Origin of the sequence: Pseudomonas sp. R25(2017) (assembly GCF_002112565.1) — a bacterium.
In the GTDB taxonomy this organism is placed as follows: Bacteria; Pseudomonadota; Gammaproteobacteria; order Pseudomonadales; family Pseudomonadaceae; genus Aquipseudomonas; species Aquipseudomonas ekonensis.
Map to the genome: position 1 here is coordinate 55,561 of NZ_NEHZ01000019.1, position 17,631 is coordinate 73,191.

A 17,631-nucleotide genomic window follows, 5' to 3' on the forward strand; every position below is an offset into this window, starting at 1 on the left:
CAGCCACATAAAAATGGGCGCCCTCACCGGCGCCCATTTTTTTTGCCTCTCCATCACCGTTATCAATCTTCCTGTTCAGCCTTTATTCGCACACCTAGACTCGATCCATTCCAAATACAGGTAGGCCGCCATGTCCGAGACGCTGCTCAGTTCCCGCAATCTGGCTTTCGAGCTGTACGAAGTCCTCGACGCCGAAGGCCTGACCCGGCGCGAGCGGTTTGCCGAACACAGCCGCGAAACCTTCGACGCCGCCATCGACACTGCCCGCAGCATCGCCGAGCAGCGCTTTGCGCCGCACAACCGCAAGGGCGACGAGAACGAACCGCGCTACGAGAACGGCCAGGCGATCCTGATTCCTGAAGTGAAGCCGGCGGTGGACGCGTTCCTGGAGGCCGGCTTCCTCAATGCGGCGCGCAGTTTCGAGGCCGGCGGCATGCAGTTGCCGACGCTGCTGTCCCAGGCCTGCTTCGCGCATTTCCAGTCGGCCAACGCGGCGACCACCTCGTACCCGTTCCTGACCATGGGCGCGGCCAACCTGATCGAGAGCTTCGGCACCGAGGAGCAGAAGCAGCGCTTCCTGGAGCCGATGATCGACGGCCGCTTCTTCGGCACCATGGCCCTGACCGAGCCCCACGCCGGCTCGTCGCTGTCGGACATCCGCACCCGCGCCGAACCGGCGGCCGACGGCACCTACCGCCTGAAGGGCAACAAGATCTTCATTTCCGGCGGCGACCATCCGCTGTCGGAAAACATCGTGCACATGGTGCTGGCCAAGCTGCCGGACGCGCCGCCGGGCGTGAAAGGCATTTCGCTGTTCATCGTGCCCAAGTTCCTGGTCAACGACGACGGCAGCCTCGGCCCCCGCAACGACGTGCTGCTGGCCGGGCTGTTCCACAAGATGGGCTGGCGCGGCACCACCTCCACGGCGCTGAACTTCGGCGACAACGGCGAGTGCGTCGGCTATCTGGTGGGCAAGCCGCACCACGGCCTGAGCTACATGTTCCAGATGATGAACGAGGCGCGGATCGGCGTCGGCATGGGCGCGGTGATGCTCGGTTACGCCGGCTACCTCTATTCGCTGGAATACGCCCGCGAACGGCCGCAAGGGCGGCTGCCGGACAGCAAGGATCCGACCACGGCGCCGGTGGCGATCATCCGCCACGCGGACGTGCGGCGCATGCTGCTGACCCAGAAGGCCTACGTGGAAGGCGCCTTCGACCTCGGCCTGTACGCCGCCCGACTGTTCGACGACACCACCACGCTCGAGACCGAAGACGGGCGCAAGCAGGCCCATGAGCTGCTGGACCTGCTGACGCCGATCGTCAAATCCTGGCCGTCGGAGTTTTGCCTGAAGGCCAACGAACTGGCGATCCAGATCCTCGGCGGCCACGGCTACACCCGTGAATACCCGGTGGAGCAGTATTACCGCGACAACCGCCTGAACCCGATCCACGAAGGCACCCATGGCATCCAGTCCCTCGACCTGCTCGGGCGCAAACTGGCGCAGAACGGCGGCGCGGGGCTCAAGCAACTGATCCGCCTGATCGCCGACACCGCCGAACGCGCCCAAGCGTTCGATGCGCTCACGCCGCTGCGTGAGCCGTTGGAGAAACTGGTGGCCCGCCTGCAAGGCGTGACCCTCGGATTGCTGACCGACCTGGCCCAGGGCAAGGTCAACGGCAGCCTGGCGAATTCGGCGCTGTACCTGAAAGTGTTCGGCCACGCGGTGATCGGCTGGCGTTGGCTGGAGCAGGCGATCCGCGCCGAGGAAGGCCTGGCCAAGGGCAATGCGGCGGACGCCGACTTCTATCAGGGCAAGCTGCAGGCGGCGCGGTACTTCCTGACCTGGGAAGTGCCGGGGTGCCACCATGAGCTGACCTTGCTGGAGGCTCGGGACGATACCTGCCTGGCCATGCAGGACGCCTGGTTCTGATCCAAGTCATGTGTGGTGGTTGAGCGCCATTCGCCAGCAGGCTGGCTCCCACAGGAGAACGCGTTCCAAGGTGGGAGCCAGCCTGCTGGCGATGGCGTCGACCCCATCAACTCAGCTTGAACCCGCCCATCTGCCGCGCCAGGTCATCGGCCAGGCGCCGCAGCATCTGACAGTCCTCGCGGCACGCCCTGACCTCTCCCGCCGTGGCCCGGGCCAGATCGGAAATGCCCTGAACGTTGCGGTTGATCTCTTCGGTCACCGCCGACTGCTCTTCGGTCGCCGTCGCCACCTGATGGTTCATGTCGCTGATGCGTTCCACCTGCCCGGTGATAGCGGTCAGCGACGCGCCGGTGCGCTGGCTCGACTCGACCCCGGTGCCGGTGGCGGCCTGGCCGGAGCGCATCGACGAGACGGCGTTTTCCGCGCCTTGCTTGAGGCTGCCGATCATCTGCTGGATCTCGTCGGTGGAAGCCTGGGTGCGCCGCGCCAGCGTGCGCACCTCATCGGCCACCACCGCAAAGCCACGGCCCATGTCCCCGGCCCGGGCCGCCTCGATGGCGGCGTTGAGCGCCAGCAGGTTGGTCTGTTCGGACACGCCGCGGATCACCGCCAGCACCTGATCGATGGACGCCACCTGCTGGGCCAGCTCGCCGACCGCGCCGGCCGCGACACCGATCTCGTCGGACATGCTTTCGATATGGCGGATTGAGCCGCCGACCACTTCCTGCGCCTGCTGAGCCTCGTCGCGGGCGGTCTGCGAGGCGAGCGCGGCATTGCCGGCGTTCTGCGCGATCTCCTGCACGGTGAGGCCCATTTCGTGGACGGCGGTGGCGACCATGTCGGTCATTTCCTGCTGGCGGCCGGAACGCTCGGCGGTGTTGTCCACCACCCGGGCAACCTGGCCGACGGCGACGCGCAGGCTTTCGCTGGTGGTCAGCACTTCGCCGATCATGGCGCGCTGGCTGTCCAGGAAACGGTTGAAGCCGCGGGCGAGGTCGCCCAGCTCATCGGCCCGGCTGGAATCTAACCGATGGGTCAAATCTCCACCACCGCTACCGATCGCTACCAATGCCGCTGTTACCTGACGGATCGGCCGCACCAATCCCTGGGCCAGCCACACCACCAGCGCCAGGCACAGCAGCGCCACCGCGACGCCGATGCCGCTGCTCATCCACATCGCACGGCGGGCCTCGGCGTAGATCTGCGACTGCGGCACTTCGGCCACCAGCGTCCAGCCCAGATCGCGCAGCGGCAGGCTGAAGGCGAGGAAATCTTCGCCATCGCGCCTGAAGGTGGCGCTCACCGCGGTCTTCTGGCCCAGCACGGCTTGCGCGGCACCTGCGCCGATCTGCTCGCTCAGCGTGCGCTTGCCGCTGAACTGCGCCTCGGGGTGCACCTGGATCAGACCGTCGGAACGCACGAGATAGACCTTGCCGCGCTCGCCGAAGCTGAAGTCGTGGATCAGCTGCGACAGCTCTTTCATGCTCAGCCCGAGCCCCGCCACGCCCACCGTCTTGCCGGCCTGCTCGACCTTGAGGTCGATGAACAGCGCCAGCTCGCCGGTGGCGCCGTCCTTGTCGATGTTGAGGGTACGCGGCTGGCCGCTGTCCAGAAAGGCATAGAACCAGGCATCGGCCGGGTTGGAGCGGCTGAGGGTGCGGTCCAGGCCTTTTTCGGTGAGGTAATGGTTGGAGGCGGTGCCGACGATCAACGCCGTGAATGCTTTATGTTCGGCGCGGATGCCTTCCAGATACTGCACGAAGGCTGCCGTTTGGCTGCTGTCTTCGCCGTTGGCGAGCCAGTCGCGCACCATCTGGTTGCTGGCGATGTCCTTGGCGGCCGTCAGCGGCTGGACGAGGATGCGTTCGATGTCGTTGCGCGTCGCCTCGATGCTCGACGGCAGCGCCTGCTCCACCAGATAGCTCTGGGCGAGGCGGTTGACCACCAGGGTATAAATGCCGACCACGATCAGAATGCTGACCAGCAGGGCGGTGCCCATGCCGAGGATCAACTGCCACTGAATACTGCGCCGCCAGAACTGCATGGATCACCCCCGAGGAATAAGAGGCTGAAACACTGCAACAGCCGTGCCGATTGTATACAGCTCGATCGACAATCTTATTCCCAGGTTGTGCTCAGGCCATCAACCCTGGTGGATGGTCTTGGCGATGGTCTCGACCGTGGCGCTGACTTGCTCTTGGTAACGCTCGAGTTCCTGCTGGTGCTGCTTCTTCATTTCGATCTGCTGCGAGCACAGGTTCATCGCCGCCAGCACCAGCAGGCGGTCGCCGATCAGGGTCGGGTACTTGCGCTTGGTGTCGGCCAGCGCGGCCTTGAGCATCATGGCCGCGTCCATCAGGGTCTGTTCTTCCCCGGCCGGTGCCTTGATCGAATAGTCTTCCCCGAGAATGGAGATGACCTTTACCCCGGCTCCGTGGCTCATACGCTGACCGGACCTGCGTTGACCCGGTCGACCAGGGCCTGGATGCGGGCGGCGGTGGCGCCGTGCTTCTCTTCCTGCTCCATCAGGCTCAGTTGCAGGCTTTCGTTTTCATCCTTGGCCTGGGCCAGTTCCGCGGTCAGGGACTGGTTGGTGTGCGAAAGGGTCTGGTTCTGTTGCACCAGGTCGCTGACGAGCTGTTCCAATTGGCTGAGGGAGGCTTCCAACATTTTGATTTCCAGGCATTTTTCAAAGGGCGCGTACGATAAAGAAAAGTCACCGTGGATGCCAGGGTTAAACCGGCGCAAGGCCTTGATTTTCCTGGCGGTCGACCGTTCTCGCGAGCTTTAGAGACTGCCGTCGGCCGATTGGGTTCCTGCACTTCGTCGCTTGGGGCCCGATGCGGCAAATGCGCACAGGGGCTCAAGACTTCCATCCCATGACCGATAAGTCAGCCAACAGCAGTCTCAGCCCGCAAGGACGCGGCCCTTCCTGGTATCCCCAATGTCCCTTCGCAACATGAACATCGCCCCCCGGGCCTTCACCGGTTTCTCGCTGATCGGCGCCCTGATGCTGATCCTCGGCGTCTTCGCCCTGAACCAGATGAGCAACATCCGCAGCGCCGCCGAGAACATCACCACCAGCAGCGTGCCGAGCATCAAGAACCTCGACGAGTTCACCCAGCTGTCCCTGCGCCTGCGGGTGCTGTCGTACCGCCTGCTGGTGAACCGCGAGCCGGACGTCCAGCAAAAGACCATCGAGCTGCTGGAGATGCGCAACCAGCAGATCCGCAAGGCCCAGACCGACTACGAGCCGCTGATCAGCAGCCCGCAGGAACGTGCCGCCTATGACCAGTACGTGCAGTTGCTGGCGCAGTACCGCCAGATCGAAGACCGGATGAAGACCCTGTCGCGCAACAATCAGGTGGATGCGCTGCGCAATCTGGTGAACACCGAGCTTTTGGACAACTCCGAAGCGATCAACACCGTGCTCAACCAGCTGATGCAGATCAACGGCGAGCAGATCAGCAAGACCAACCAGAACGCCGCCGACCAGTACGCCACCGCGTTCACCCTAGTGGTGAGCCTGCTGGTGATCGCCACCGGCCTGACGTTCCTGTTCGCCTGGCTGCTGACCGTCAGCATCACCAAGCCGATCGCCAAGGCCCTGGACGCGGCGGAAACCATCGCCGAAGGCAACCTGACCCGCTCGATCCACGTCGACGGCAGCGACGAAGCCGGTCGCCTGCTGGCGGCCATGGCCAAGATGCAGTCCAAGCTGCGCGATACCCTGCAGCGGATCTCCGGCTCGGCCACCCAACTGGCCTCCGCCGCCGAAGAGCTCAACAGCGTCACCGACGAAAGCGCCCGTGGCCTGACCCAGCAAAACAACGAGATCGAGCAGGCCGCCACCGCGGTCAACGAAATGACCAGCGCCGTGGAAGAGGTCGCCCGCAACGCGGTCAGCACCTCCGAAGCCTCCAGGCACGCCACCACCTCCGCCGGCGACGGCCGCGACCTGGTGATGGAGACCGTCAGCGCCATCGAACGCATGAGCGCCGACGTGCAGAGCACCGCCACCCTGATCGGCGACCTGGCCAACGAATCCCTCGACATCGGCAAGGTGCTGGACGTGATCCGCGGCCTGGCCGACCAGACCAACCTGCTGGCCCTCAACGCCGCCATCGAGGCCGCCCGTGCAGGCGAAGCCGGTCGCGGCTTCGCGGTGGTGGCCGACGAAGTGCGGGCCCTGGCCCACCGCACCCAGCAGTCGACCAGCGAGATCGAGCGGATGATCGGCAGCATCCAGAGCGGCACCGAACACGCCGTGGACTCGATGCGCAACAGCACCGAACGCGCCGAATCGACCCTGAACATCGCCCGCGGCGCCGGCCTGTCGCTGGACACCATCAACAGCGCCATCGTCGAGATCAACGAGCGCAACCTGGTGATCGCCAGCGCCGCCGAAGAGCAGGCGCAGGTGGCGCGGGAAGTGGACCGCAACCTGGTGAACATCCGCGACCTGTCGGTGCAGTCGGCCACCGGTGCGAATCAGACTAGTGCGGCGAGCAACGAACTGTCGCGCCTGGCGTTGGATCTGAACAACATGGTCGGCCGCTTCAGCCTCTAAGCCCTCCAGCGGTGAGGGAGCCTGCTCCCTCACCACAAAATCCAAGTCTGTCCGCGGTATCGCAAGGGGTGCGCAAAAAGCTCTTTGACAGCCGCGCATTTGCGCAGGTTATTATCGCTGGCACACAGACTGCATGGTCAGTCCGTGCCCGCCTTTACGCTTTTCTGGAGTGATGCCTTTGAATGCGACGACCATCAACAGCCTGTTCTTGATCGGCGCGTTGCTGGTAGGTGCAAGCATTCTGGTGAGCTCACTGTCCTCCCGCCTGGGCATCCCGATCCTGGTCATCATCCTCGCCGTGGGCATGACCGCCGGGGTCGACGGCGGCGGGATCATCTTCGACAACTACCCGACGGCCTACCTGGTCGGCAACCTGGCGCTCGCGGTGATCCTGCTCGACGGCGGCCTGCGCACGCGGGTGTCGAGTTTCCGCGTGGCGCTGTGGCCGGCGCTGTCGCTGGCCACGGTCGGGGTGCTGATCACCACGGGCCTGACCGGCATGGCCGCGGCCTGGCTGTTCGACCTGAACCTGATCCAGGGCCTGCTGATCGGCGCCATCGTCGGCTCCACCGACGCCGCGGCGGTGTTCTCGCTGCTCGGCGGCAAAGGCCTGAACGAGCGGGTGACCGCCAGCCTGGAGATCGAATCCGGCAGCAACGACCCGATGGCGGTGTTCCTCACCGTCACCCTGATCGACATGCTCGCCAGCGGCCAGACCGGCCTGCACTGGAGCCTGCTCACCCACCTGGTCCGCGAGTTCGGCATCGGCGGGGTGATCGGCCTGGGCGGCGGCTGGCTGATGCTGCAACTGGTCAACCGGATCAACCTCGCCACCGGCCTGTACCCGATCCTGGTGATCGCCGGCGGTCTGGTGGTGTTTGCCCTGACCAACGCCCTGCACGGCAGCGGCTTCCTGGCGGTTTACCTGTGCGGCCTGGTGATCGGCAACCGCCCGGTGCGCAGCCGCCACGGCATCCTGCACATGCTCGACGGCATGGCCTGGCTGGCGCAGATCGGCATGTTCCTGGTGCTGGGGCTGCTGGTCACCCCGCACGACCTGCTGCCCATCGCCCTGCCCGCCCTGGGCCTGGCGCTGTGGATGATTCTGTTCGCCCGGCCGCTGTCGGTGGTGGTCGGCCTGCTGCCGTTCAAGGCGTTCCACGGCCGCGAGAAAGCCTTCATTTCCTGGGTCGGCCTGCGCGGCGCGGTGCCGATCATCCTGGCGGTGTTCCCGCTGATGGCCGGGCTGCCCAATGCGCAGCTGTACTTCAACCTCGCTTTCTTCATCGTGCTGGTGTCGCTGCTGGTGCAGGGCACCAGCTTGCCCTGGGTCGCCCGCCTGCTGAAGGTCACCGTGCCGCCGGAGCCGGCGCCGATCTCCCGCTCGGCGCTGGAGGTGCACGTCACCAGTGAGTGGGAGCTGTTCGTCTACCGCCTCGGCGCGGAGAAATGGTGCATCGGTTCGCCCCTGCGCGAGCTGAAAATGCCCGAAGGCACCCGCATCGCAGCCCTGTTCCGTGGCCAGCAACTGCTCCATCCGTCGGGTAGTACGGTGCTGGAAGTCGACGATCTGCTGTGCGTCATCGGCCACGAACACAACCTGCCGGCCCTCGGAAAACTGTTCAGCCAGGCGCCGCAGCGGGGCCTGGACCTGCGCTTCTTCGGCGACTTCGTGCTCGAAGGAGACGCCCAGCTTAAAGCCGTCGCCGCCCTTTACGGCCTGTCCGCCGAGGGCATCGATCCGGACATGACCCTGGGCCGCTTCATCGCCCAGAAAGTCGGGGGCGCCCCGGTGGTCGGCGACCAGGTGGAGTGGAACAACACCCACTGGACGGTCGCGGTCATGGACGGGAACAAGATCGGCAAAGTGGGCGTCAGATTCCCCGAAGGAAGTCGCCCGGGCCCCGGGCTCTTCCTCTAAACTGCGTCCACCTTCACTTGCTTGACCGGTCTCTATGCCTACCCTGCGTTCCTTTTTCGCCGCGGCCCTGCTGGGCCTGAGTCTTTCCGTCGGCCCGCTCCACGCCGCCGAGCCGCCGTCCAGCGAAGCCGTGCAGGCCAGCCTGGACAAGATCGCCGACCGCAAACTGCCCGAGGCCGACCAGAAGGCCCTGCAGACAGTGCTGCAGAACACGCTGACCCAGCTCAACAACCGGCGCGACTACGAACGCAAGCTGAGCGACCTCAAGCAGCAGCTGGCCACCGCCCCCAAGCAGACCCTCGACAACACCCGCGAACTGACGCGGCTCAAGGCCAGCAGCGTGGTGCCGGTGGCGCAGCGCTTCCCCAAGGAATCGATCGCGCAACTGGAACAGATGCTGGCCGAGCGCTCGACCCAGCAGAGCGACATGCAGAAGGCCCTGGCCGACGCCAACAGCCTGATCATCACCGCCCAGACCCGCCCCGAGCGCGCCCAGGCCGAGATCGCCGGAAGCCAGACGCGCATCCAGCAGATCAACACCGTACTCAAGACCGGCAAGGACAGCGGCAAGCCGCTGACCGCCGAACAGCGCGACCTGCTCAATGCCGAACTCGTGGCCCTGAACGCCCTGATCCCGCTGCGCCGCCAGGAACTGGCCGGCAACAGCCAGCTGCAGGACCTGGGCAACAGCCAGCATGACCTGCTCTCGGAGAAGTCCGACCGCCTGGACCGCGAGCTTCAGGAACTGCAGACCCTGATCAACCAGAAGCGCCTGGCCCAGTCCCAGGAGACCGTCACCCAACAGTCCATCGAGGCCCAGAAGGCCGGCGGCAGCAGCCTGCTGGCCACCGAAAGCGCGGCCAACCTGAAACTCTCGGACTACTTGCTCAAGAGCACCGACCGCCTCAACGAAGTCACCCAGCAGAACCTGCAGACCAAGCAGCAGCTGGACAGCCTGACCCAGAGCGACTCGGCCCTCGACGAGCAGATCAACGTGCTCAAGGGCAGCCTGCTGCTGTCCAAGATCCTCTACAAGCAGAAGCAGGCGCTGCCGCGGCTGCGGGTCGACCGTGACCTGGCGGACCAGATCGCCGACATCCGCCTGTACCAGTTCGAAGTCAGCCAGCAGCGTGAGCTGCTGAGCAACCCGGCCGCCTACGTCGACAACCTGCTGTCCACCCAGCCGCCGGAGCAGGTCACCCCGCAACTGCGCAAAAGCCTGCTGGAGCTGGCCAACACCCGCGCCGACCTGTTGGAGCGCCTGAACCGCGAACTGAGCGCGGTGCTCAACGAATCGATCACCCTGCAGTTGAACCAGAAGCAATTGCTGAGCACCGCCCAGAGCCTGCGCGCGACCCTCGACGAGCAGATGTTCTGGATCCCCAGCAACAAGCCGCTGGACCTGGAATGGATGCGCGGCATTCCGGAGCGCCTCAAACGGCAGATCGACACCCTGCCGCTGGCCTCCAGCCTCAGCGAACTGACCGACGGCCTGACCCAGCGTCCGCTGCTGTTCCTGCCGCTGGCGCTGCTGATCGGCGCGCTGCTGTGGCGGCGCAAGCACCTGTATGCGCGCCTGAACAAGGTCCACCAGGACATCGGCCACTTCAAGCGCGACAGCCAGTGGCACACGCCCCAGGCGATCCTGATCAACATCCTGCTGGCGATGCCGGTGACCCTGGGCCTGGCCCTCTGCGGCCTGGCCCTGCAGATCGACGCCCGGGGGCAGAACGCCAACATGGGCGCGGCCTTGCTGCAGATGGCCCAGGCCTGGCTGGTGTTCTACACCGCCTACCGGATCCTGGCGCCGGGCGGCGTGGCCGAGCTGCATTTCCGCTGGGAAAAGCCGCAGGTCGAGTTCCTCCAGGGCTGGATCCGCCGGCTCGGGCTGGTGGTGATGGCGCTGGTGGCCGTGGTGGCGGTCGCCGAGCTGCAACCGGCGGCGCTGGCCGACGACGTGATCGGCATGCCGGTGGTGCTGACCTGCTACGCCCTGATGGCCTGGCTGCTCAGCCGCCTGCTGATCAGCAGCCCGACCCACGAGAACGCCTCGCTGTTTCGCAAGGCCGTGGGGATCATGTTCACCCTGCTGCCGATCGCGCTGTTCGTCGCCGTGTGCTTCGGCTACTACTACACCGCGCTGAAGCTCAGCGACCGCCTGATCAACACCCTGTACCTGCTGATGCTCTGGCTGGTCATCGAGGCCACCTTCGTGCGCGGCCTGGCCGTGGCGGCGCGGCGCCTGGCTTACCAGCGGGCGCTGGCCAAGCGGCAGGCGGCCAAGGAGGCCGGCGACGGCGAGGCCGTCATCGAAGAGCCGACCCTGGACATCGAGAAGGTCAACGAACAGTCCCTGCGCCTGATCCGCCTGGCCCTGCTCGGCGGCTTCATCGCCGCGCTGTACTGGGCGTGGGCGGACCTGATCACGGTGTTCTCGTACCTGGACAACGTCACCCTCTACGAATACACCAGCGGCACCGGCGCCAACATGAGCATGGTGCCGATCAGCATCGGCGACATGCTCGGCGCGCTGATCATCATCGGCATCACCTTCGCCCTGGCGCGCAACCTGCCGGGCCTGCTGGAAGTGTTCGTGCTGTCGAAACTGAACCTGGCCCAGGGCAGCGCCTACGCCACCACGACGCTGCTGTCCTACGTGATCGCCGGGGTCGGCTTCGTCTCCACCCTCTCCACCCTCGGCGTGAGCTGGGACAAGCTGCAATGGCTGGTGGCGGCGCTGTCGGTGGGCCTGGGCTTCGGCATGCAGGAGATCTTCGCCAACTTCATCTCCGGCATCATGATCCTGTTCGAGCGCCCGGTGCGGATCGGCGACACCATCACCATCGGCAACCTGTCGGGCACGGTGAGCAAGATCCGCATCCGCGCCACCACCATCACCGACTTCGACCGCAAGGACATCATCGTCCCGAACAAGACGTTCATCACCGGGCAACTGATCAACTGGTCGCTGACCGACACCATCACCCGGGTCACGCTCAAGCTGGGCGTGGACTACGGCTCGGACCTGGACCTGGTCAAGGAACTGCTGCTCAAGGCCGCCCGGGAAAACCCGCGGGTGCTCAAGGAGCCGGAGCCGCACGTGTACTTCCTCAACTTCGGCGAAAGCACCCTGGACCACGAGCTGCGCATGCACGTGCGCGACCTCGGCGACCGCAACCCGGTGATCGACGAGGTCAACCGCTTCATCAACCGCGAGTTCAAGAAGCAGCACATCAACATCTCGTTCCGCCAGATGGAGGTCTACCTGAAAAACCTCCACGGCCAGGAATACAAGATGGTGCCCATCGAGCCCGAGGCCAAAACCATCGTGCCGGTCGCCGACAACCAAAAGCCGCTGCAGGAACCGCCGCCGGCCAAGCTCGACTAACCGGCCTATTCCCAGCAGAATGCTCGGACATTCTGCTGGAGCCGGCCCTTGAAAGCCCTCGACGAACTGACCTTCGACAACCGCTTCGCCCGCCTGGGCGATGCGTTCTCGGCCCATGTGCTGCCCGACCCCATCGACAATCCGCGGCTGGTGGTCGCCAGCCCGGCCGCCCTGGCGCTGCTGGATCTCGACCCCGCAACGGCCGAAACGAAGGAATTCGCCGAACTGTTCGGCGGCCACAAGCTCTGGGCCGAGGCCGAACCACGGGCGATGGTCTATTCCGGGCATCAGTTCGGCGGCTACACGCCGCAGTTGGGCGACGGTCGCGGCCTGCTGCTGGGCGAAGCGGTCAACGATGCCGGCGAACACTGGGACCTGCACCTCAAGGGCGCCGGGCAGACGCCGTTCTCGCGCATGGGCGACGGCCGTGCGGTGCTGCGTTCGTCGATCCGCGAGTTCCTCGCCTCCGAGGCGCTGCATGCCCTGAACATCCCCACCAGCCGCGCCTTGTGCGTGATCGGCTCAGACACCCCGGTATGGCGCGAGAAACAGGAACGCGCGGCGATGGTGCTGCGCCTGGCGCCCAGCCACATCCGCTTCGGCCACTTCGAATACTTCTACTACACCCAGCGCACCGAGCAACAGAAGCAACTGGGCGAACACGTGCTGGCTGAGCATTTCCCCCATTGCCTGGAACAACCGGAACCGTACCTGGCGATGTTCCGCGAGATCGTCGAGCGCAATGCCGGACTGATCGCCCAATGGCAGGCCTACGGCTTCTGCCACGGAGTGATGAACACCGACAACATGTCGATCCTCGGCATCACCTTCGACTACGGCCCGTATGCCTTCCTCGACGACTTCGACGCCCACTTCATCTGCAACCACTCCGACGACCAGGGGCGCTACTCCTTCAGCAACCAGGTGCCGGTCGGCCAGTGGAACCTCAGCGCCCTGGCCCAGGCCCTGACGCCGTTCATCAGCGTCGAGGCCCTGCGCGAAACCCTCGGCCTGTACCTGCCGCTGTTCCAGGCCCATTACCTGGACCTGATGCGCCGCCGCTTCGGCTTCACCACCGCCGAGGACGGGGATCAGGCATTGCTCGAACAGTTGCTGCAACTGATGCAGAACAGCGGCGTCGACTACACCCTGTTCTTCCGCCGCCTGGGCGAAGAGCCGGCGGAGCAGGCCGTCGCCCGGCTGCGCGACGACTTCGTCGACATCAAGGGCTTCGATGCCTGGGGCGAGCGCTATGTCGCCCGCGCCGCACGGGACGGCGACACCGGCCAGGACCAGCGCCGGGCGCGCATGCACGCGGTCAATCCGCTGTACATACTGCGCAACTACCTGGCCCAGCGGGCCATCGAAGCGGCCGAGAGCGGCGACTATTCAGAGGTTCGCCGCCTGCACGCGGTGCTGAGCAAGCCGTTCGAGGAACAGCCGGGGATGGAAAGCTACGCCGAGCGACCGCCGGAGTGGGGCAAGCATCTGGAGATCAGTTGTTCGTCGTGAGCCGTTTCATTCCAGAGGGTCGATGGCGCTCACGACACGGGCGACGATGTCCGCCATCGTCACGTCGTCCAACCGCTCGATGAACTTGGCCGAGCCTTCTCGCACGCGCTGCTCGATATCGAAACTTCGCACCTGGTTGCACACCGCCACACCATTGGTCTCATGGCCGCTGACGGTCACGGCAAGGCCAGAACTGCGGGCAAAGTTGCCTCCGCTGGTCACCGGGACGGTCATGCTGACGCCCAACGCGTTGATCTCGCGTGGCGTGATAACGACAAAGCGGTGGCGGTTCATCATTTCCCTTCCGGCAACAGGATTGGGATCAATCCAGTACACATCCCCCCGCTGCGGGGGTTGCCTGCGCACCATCAACCCAATTCCCGCCCGATCGGACTGCCTTCCCGGGCTTCAGCCGTCTGAGCATTCAACTCTTGTAGCTGCTCAGCCCCCTCAAGCAGCTCAGACAACCGGTAGCGTTTACGTGCGGGTGGATCCACCGGGCGGGCAATCAGTTCGCCATCCACCACATTCAGTTCAAGCTGCGCCCCCACTTCGAGGTGCATGAGCTTGAGCAGTGTCGGCGGTATCGTGATGATCGCCGCCCCACCTTGGCGACGGATCCTGGAGGTTACAGACATGGCGTCACTCCGTTCCGAGAAAAAGGAGTCATTGGACTCCCCGAAAGTGCAACAAAAGTAGCACGCAGATTCAGGCAAAGCGATCTCCTGGCGATAGACGCACAAAACGTTCAGGTGCCTGCCAGCGTAGTTTTGATTCGAACCGGGAACCGGTTGAAACTGTGAGCAGTTGCGACATTGATAATTCGCTCCCGCGACACCAATTAATGCTCACCGAACGCCTATCGAAGAATCCCCATGACTGAAGCACTGCTCATCCCCTGCCCCACCTGCAACGGCCTCAACCGCATCCCCGCCGATCGCCTGGGCGACCACCCGAAATGTGGGCGCTGCAAGGCCGACGTCCTGCTGGACAAGCCTTTCGAGCTGAATCAGGGCGACTACGCCAGCCAGATCAAGGGCGACCTGCCGTTGCTGGTGGACGTGTGGGCGGACTGGTGCGGGCCGTGCAAGTCGTTTGCGCCGGTGTTCGAGCAGGCCGCGGCGCAACTGGCGGGCAAATGCCGGCTGGCCAAGCTCGACAGCGAGGCCAATCAGCAGTTGGCGGCGCAGTTGGGGATCCGCTCCATTCCGAGCCTGATCCTGTTCAGGAACGGCAAGGAGGTGGCGCGCCAGAGCGGCGCGTTTCCGCTGCCGCAACTGATGGCCTGGCTGCGCAGCCAGGGCATCTGACAGCGGCCCCAACAATGTAGGAGCGAGCCCGCTCGCGAAGGCGGTTTCCCGTTCGGCATCTGCGCTGAGCAAACGTCCCTCATCGCGAGCAGGTTCGCTCCTACCCTTTTCAGGCGTCCGTCAGCAGGTTGTGCAGCTCGACGAACTGCTGGGTGAGCTTGTGCCGCGGATCCAGGTGGATCAACGGGATGCTGGCCTGGTGCGACTCACGCATCTTGACCGAACTGGCCAGGTAAACCGGCAGCACCGGCAGGCCTTCGGCGATCAGTTCGTCGAGCATCTGCTGGGGCAGGCTGGCCCGGGCCTGGAACTGGTTGACCACGATGCCCTCCACCTCCAGCGCTTCGTTGTGGTCGTCCTTCAGTTCTTCGATCTCCGCCATCAGGCCGTACAGTGCCTGGCGCGAGAAGCTGTCGCAATCGAAGGGGATCAACACACGGTCAGCGGCGATCAACGCCGATACGGCATAAAAGTTCAACGCCGGCGGGGTGTCGAGGTAGATCCGGTCGTACTCGCCGTCCAGCTCTTCCAGCAGCTTTCGCAGCTTGTTGATCTTGTGCTTGGCCTCAAGCTTGGGCTGCAGGTCGGCCAGCTCGGCGGTGGCGGTGATGACATGCAGGTTGTCGAACGGGGTCTCGTAGATGTCCACCTGGTTCTTCTTCGAGAACGGCCCCGACGAGAGCGTCTGTTTGAAGAAGTCGGCGATGCCCATCGGGATGTCTTCCCCGGTGAGCCCGGTCAGGTACTGGGTCGAGTTGGCCTGGGCGTCGAGATCCACCAACAGCGTGCGATAGCCTTCGCTGGCGCTGACCGCCGCCAGATTGCAGGCAATGCTGGATTTGCCCACGCCACCTTTCTGATTGAACACCACGCGCCGCATGACTAGACCTCCGTCCATCAAAGAATGACCGAGTGTAGATGCGCCTGGCCCTGCTTCGCTACCTTCGCCGAAGCGGACTACAAGGTCATACGCAAATAGCCGACAACATTCGCGCAGACTCTGCCCGCTCACGCTGACTTGGCTGACAGACACGGCTTGCTCAATCTGGAAAATAGCCACCGGCAGTCCGCAATGCGCACCATTCGGTACATTGTGCTGTACAAAATGTAACCAACATTTGCTACACACTCGTCGCACCGGGATAATGCGCGCCACCCGGCGCCAAGCGCCGCGCCCACGGCACCTGAAGCCCGGCCGCGGCATCGGTCGAACCGCGTCAACGAAGCCCGCAGGGGCGGGATGAATGTCCGTGATCAACTTCAACATCGCCCAATGGCGCGCATGGGCCCCGGGGCTCGACAGCGAGCAGGCCTGGCAGGAATGGAGCCAGCGGCCGCTCGTGCCCGAGGCGAGCGACGCCGCCCCCGATGTGTCGTTCCTGCCGGCCATGCAGCGCCGCCGTCTCAGCCGTCTGGCACGGATGGCGTTCAGCGTCGGCTGGCCCCTGGCCGAAGGCCGGGACGACTTGCCGCTGGTGTTCGTGTCGCGGCACGGCGAGACCCCGCGCACCTTCGACATCCTCAGCGATCTGGCCACGGAACAACCGCTGTCGCCGACCCAGTTCAGCCTGTCGGTGCACAACGCGATCATCGGCCTGTGGTCGATCATGCGCGGCGAAACCAGCGAGATGACCGCGCTCGCCGCCGCCGGCGACGGGCTGGAGCACGGCATGCTCGAAGCCTGCGCACTGCTGGACGAAGGCGCACCGGCCGTCCTGCTGGTGATCGCCGAAGAACAGCCGCCCCAGGCCTATTCGGCGTGGATCGACGACGTGCCGTTCCCCTACGCCCTCGGCCTGCTGCTGACGCCGGGCACCGGCTGGCGGCTGACGCTGAACAGCGCCCCCGGTGCGCTGTCCAACGCGCACTGGCCCCACGCGCTGAACCTTGTGCAGACCCTGCTCGGCCAGCAAACCCTTTGCCAACATGCCTGGAAAAATCGAGTATGGACCTGGCAACGCAACCTGTGACCGGAAAACACCGCGACGCCTACCACTGGCGCCTGCTGGCCACTGCCGCAAGCTTCGCGTTGTTCGGGCTCGGCGGCCTGTGCCTGCGCCTGCTGGTGTTTCCGTTGCTGGCCTGCCTGCCGGGCGACGCCCAGGCCCATCGCCGGCGGGCGCGCCAGACCGTCAGCCGGCTGTTCTGGTTCTTCGTGCGGTTCATGGCCCGCACCGGCGTGCTGACCTACGACATCCAGGGCGCCGAACGCCTCGGCCGGCCCGGCCAGATGATCATCGCCAACCACCCGTCGCTGATCGACGTGGTGTTCCTGATCGGCCTGGTGCCCCACGCCAACTGCGTGGTGAAACAGAGCCTGTGGACCAACCCGTTCACCCGCGGCCCGCTGCGCCGCACCGGCTACATCAGCAACGACGGCAGCCTGGAAATGCTCGATGCCGCCGCCGACGCCCTGAAGGACGGCCAGCCCCTGATCATTTTCCCCGAAGGCACCCGCACCCGCCCGGGCCAGGCGCCGGCCTTTCATCGGGGGGCCGCAGCCATCGCGCTGCGCGGAGCCAGACTTCTCACACCGGTGATCATCAAGGTCAGCCCCACCACGCTGACCAAGGCCGAACCCTGGTATCGGATCCCCAGCCGCCGCGTGCATTTCAGTTTTCGCGTCGGCGCCGATATAGACCCACAGACCTTTGCCGCGCAGGGGCCCGCACCCCAGGCCTCGCGCAAGCTCAACGATCATTTGCACCAACTTTTCATTAAGGAGCTCGCCGAAGATGAGCGATCTGCACCGTGAGATAAAACGGCTGATCATCGATGCCCTGGGCCTCGAAGACATCAGCGTCGACGACATCGGCGACGACATGACGCTGTTCGGCGAAGGCCTGGGCCTGGATTCCGTCGACGCCCTGGAACTGGGCCTGGCCATCCAGAAAAAGTACGGCATCAAGATCGACGCCGATGCCAAGGACACCCGCAACCACTTCGCCAACGTGACCAGCCTCGCGGCTTTCGTCACGGCCAAACAGGCAGCTTGAG

At 65.0% G+C, this 17,631-nt stretch carries 14 protein-coding genes and 3 pseudogenes; 10 read left to right on the plus strand and 7 right to left on the minus strand.

What is annotated here, in order from left to right:
• Positions 1-130: 130 nt before the first annotated feature.
• A complete protein-coding gene (locus CAG31_RS22530) occupies positions 131-1,933 on the plus strand; it encodes an acyl-CoA dehydrogenase (RefSeq protein ID WP_085585338.1) in 1,803 nt (600 codons plus the stop codon).
• Between the two features lie 106 nt (positions 1,934-2,039).
• On the opposite strand, the gene CAG31_RS29065 is transcribed toward CAG31_RS22530, so the two are convergent.
• The 4 genes and pseudogenes from CAG31_RS29065 to CAG31_RS22545 all read right to left on the minus strand — a co-directional run bounded on the left by CAG31_RS29065 (position 2,040) and on the right by CAG31_RS22545 (position 4,603).
• Positions 2,040-2,885 carry a methyl-accepting chemotaxis protein gene (locus CAG31_RS29065; RefSeq protein WP_371856122.1) on the minus strand — a complete coding sequence of 282 codons (846 nt, stop codon included), beginning with the start codon at positions 2,883-2,885 and terminating at the stop codon, positions 2,040-2,042.
• 21 nt (positions 2,886-2,906) lie between these two features.
• A pseudogene (locus tag CAG31_RS29070) lies at positions 2,907-3,977 on the minus strand (cache domain-containing protein); the annotation flags it as partial.
• A 99-nt stretch (positions 3,978-4,076) separates the two neighbouring features.
• On the minus strand, positions 4,077-4,376 hold the full coding sequence (locus CAG31_RS22540; protein ID WP_085585342.1) for a cell division protein ZapA: 300 nt from the start codon (positions 4,374-4,376) through the stop codon (positions 4,077-4,079).
• Positions 4,373-4,603 carry a hypothetical protein gene (locus CAG31_RS22545; RefSeq protein ID WP_085585344.1) on the minus strand — a complete coding sequence of 77 codons (231 nt, stop codon included), beginning with the start codon at positions 4,601-4,603 and terminating at the stop codon, positions 4,373-4,375. Before CAG31_RS22545 ends, CAG31_RS22540 begins: the two co-directional genes overlap by 4 nt.
• A gap of 340 nt (positions 4,604-4,943) precedes the next feature.
• On the opposite strand from CAG31_RS22545, the pseudogene CAG31_RS29075 reads away from it, so the two are divergent.
• The 5 genes and pseudogenes from CAG31_RS29075 to selO form a co-directional block, all read left to right on the plus strand.
• Positions 4,944-5,600 (plus strand): annotated as a pseudogene (locus CAG31_RS29075) (MCP four helix bundle domain-containing protein); the annotation flags it as partial.
• A gap of 303 nt (positions 5,601-5,903) precedes the next feature.
• Positions 5,904-6,503 (plus strand): annotated as a pseudogene (locus CAG31_RS29080) (methyl-accepting chemotaxis protein); the annotation flags it as partial.
• A gap of 178 nt (positions 6,504-6,681) precedes the next feature.
• Positions 6,682-8,424, plus strand: a complete 1,743-nt coding sequence (locus CAG31_RS22555; RefSeq protein WP_085585348.1) for a potassium/proton antiporter — start codon at positions 6,682-6,684, stop codon at positions 8,422-8,424.
• A 34-nt stretch (positions 8,425-8,458) separates the two neighbouring features.
• Positions 8,459-11,812: a mechanosensitive channel MscK gene (gene mscK / locus CAG31_RS22560; RefSeq protein WP_085585351.1), complete on the plus strand. Its 3,354-nt coding sequence runs from the start codon at positions 8,459-8,461 to the stop codon at positions 11,810-11,812.
• 48 nt (positions 11,813-11,860) lie between these two features.
• Positions 11,861-13,324, plus strand: a complete 1,464-nt coding sequence (selO, locus tag CAG31_RS22565) for a protein adenylyltransferase SelO (RefSeq protein ID WP_085585353.1) — start codon at positions 11,861-11,863, stop codon at positions 13,322-13,324.
• 6 nt (positions 13,325-13,330) lie between these two features.
• On the opposite strand, the gene CAG31_RS22570 is transcribed toward selO, so the two are convergent.
• Both CAG31_RS22570 and CAG31_RS22575 read right to left on the minus strand, forming a co-directional pair.
• Entirely contained in the window at positions 13,331-13,693 is a 363-nt protein-coding gene (locus tag CAG31_RS22570; protein ID WP_085585355.1) for a type II toxin-antitoxin system PemK/MazF family toxin, read from the minus strand.
• A complete protein-coding gene (locus CAG31_RS22575; RefSeq protein ID WP_085585357.1) occupies positions 13,693-13,962 on the minus strand; it encodes an AbrB/MazE/SpoVT family DNA-binding domain-containing protein in 270 nt (89 codons plus the stop codon). Before CAG31_RS22575 ends, CAG31_RS22570 begins: the two co-directional genes overlap by 1 nt.
• A gap of 237 nt (positions 13,963-14,199) precedes the next feature.
• Here CAG31_RS22575 and trxC point away from each other — a divergent pair, with 237 nt between their 5' ends.
• Positions 14,200-14,634, plus strand: coding sequence for a thioredoxin TrxC (gene trxC / locus CAG31_RS22580; protein ID WP_085585359.1), 435 nt, complete (start codon positions 14,200-14,202; stop codon positions 14,632-14,634).
• 109 nt (positions 14,635-14,743) lie between these two features.
• On the opposite strand, the gene CAG31_RS22585 is transcribed toward trxC, so the two are convergent.
• Complete coding sequence (locus CAG31_RS22585; RefSeq protein ID WP_085585361.1) at positions 14,744-15,514, minus strand: ParA family protein; 771 nt, start codon at positions 15,512-15,514, stop codon at positions 14,744-14,746.
• Between the two features lie 364 nt (positions 15,515-15,878).
• Between CAG31_RS22585 and CAG31_RS22590 the strand changes: the two genes are divergently transcribed.
• From CAG31_RS22590 to CAG31_RS22600, 3 genes are read left to right on the plus strand one after another with little or no spacing between them, the layout of a single operon-like run.
• Complete coding sequence (locus tag CAG31_RS22590; protein WP_085585363.1) at positions 15,879-16,604, plus strand: beta-ketoacyl synthase chain length factor; 726 nt, start codon at positions 15,879-15,881, stop codon at positions 16,602-16,604.
• Positions 16,580-17,389 (plus strand): 1-acyl-sn-glycerol-3-phosphate acyltransferase, encoded by an 810-nt coding sequence (locus CAG31_RS22595; protein WP_085585365.1) that lies wholly within the window; start codon positions 16,580-16,582, stop codon positions 17,387-17,389. The genes CAG31_RS22590 and CAG31_RS22595 overlap by 25 nt, the downstream gene beginning before the upstream one ends.
• Positions 17,370-17,630 (plus strand): phosphopantetheine-binding protein, encoded by a 261-nt coding sequence (locus tag CAG31_RS22600; RefSeq protein ID WP_085585367.1) that lies wholly within the window; start codon positions 17,370-17,372, stop codon positions 17,628-17,630. Before CAG31_RS22595 ends, CAG31_RS22600 begins: the two co-directional genes overlap by 20 nt.
• Position 17,631 lies beyond the last annotated feature (1 nt).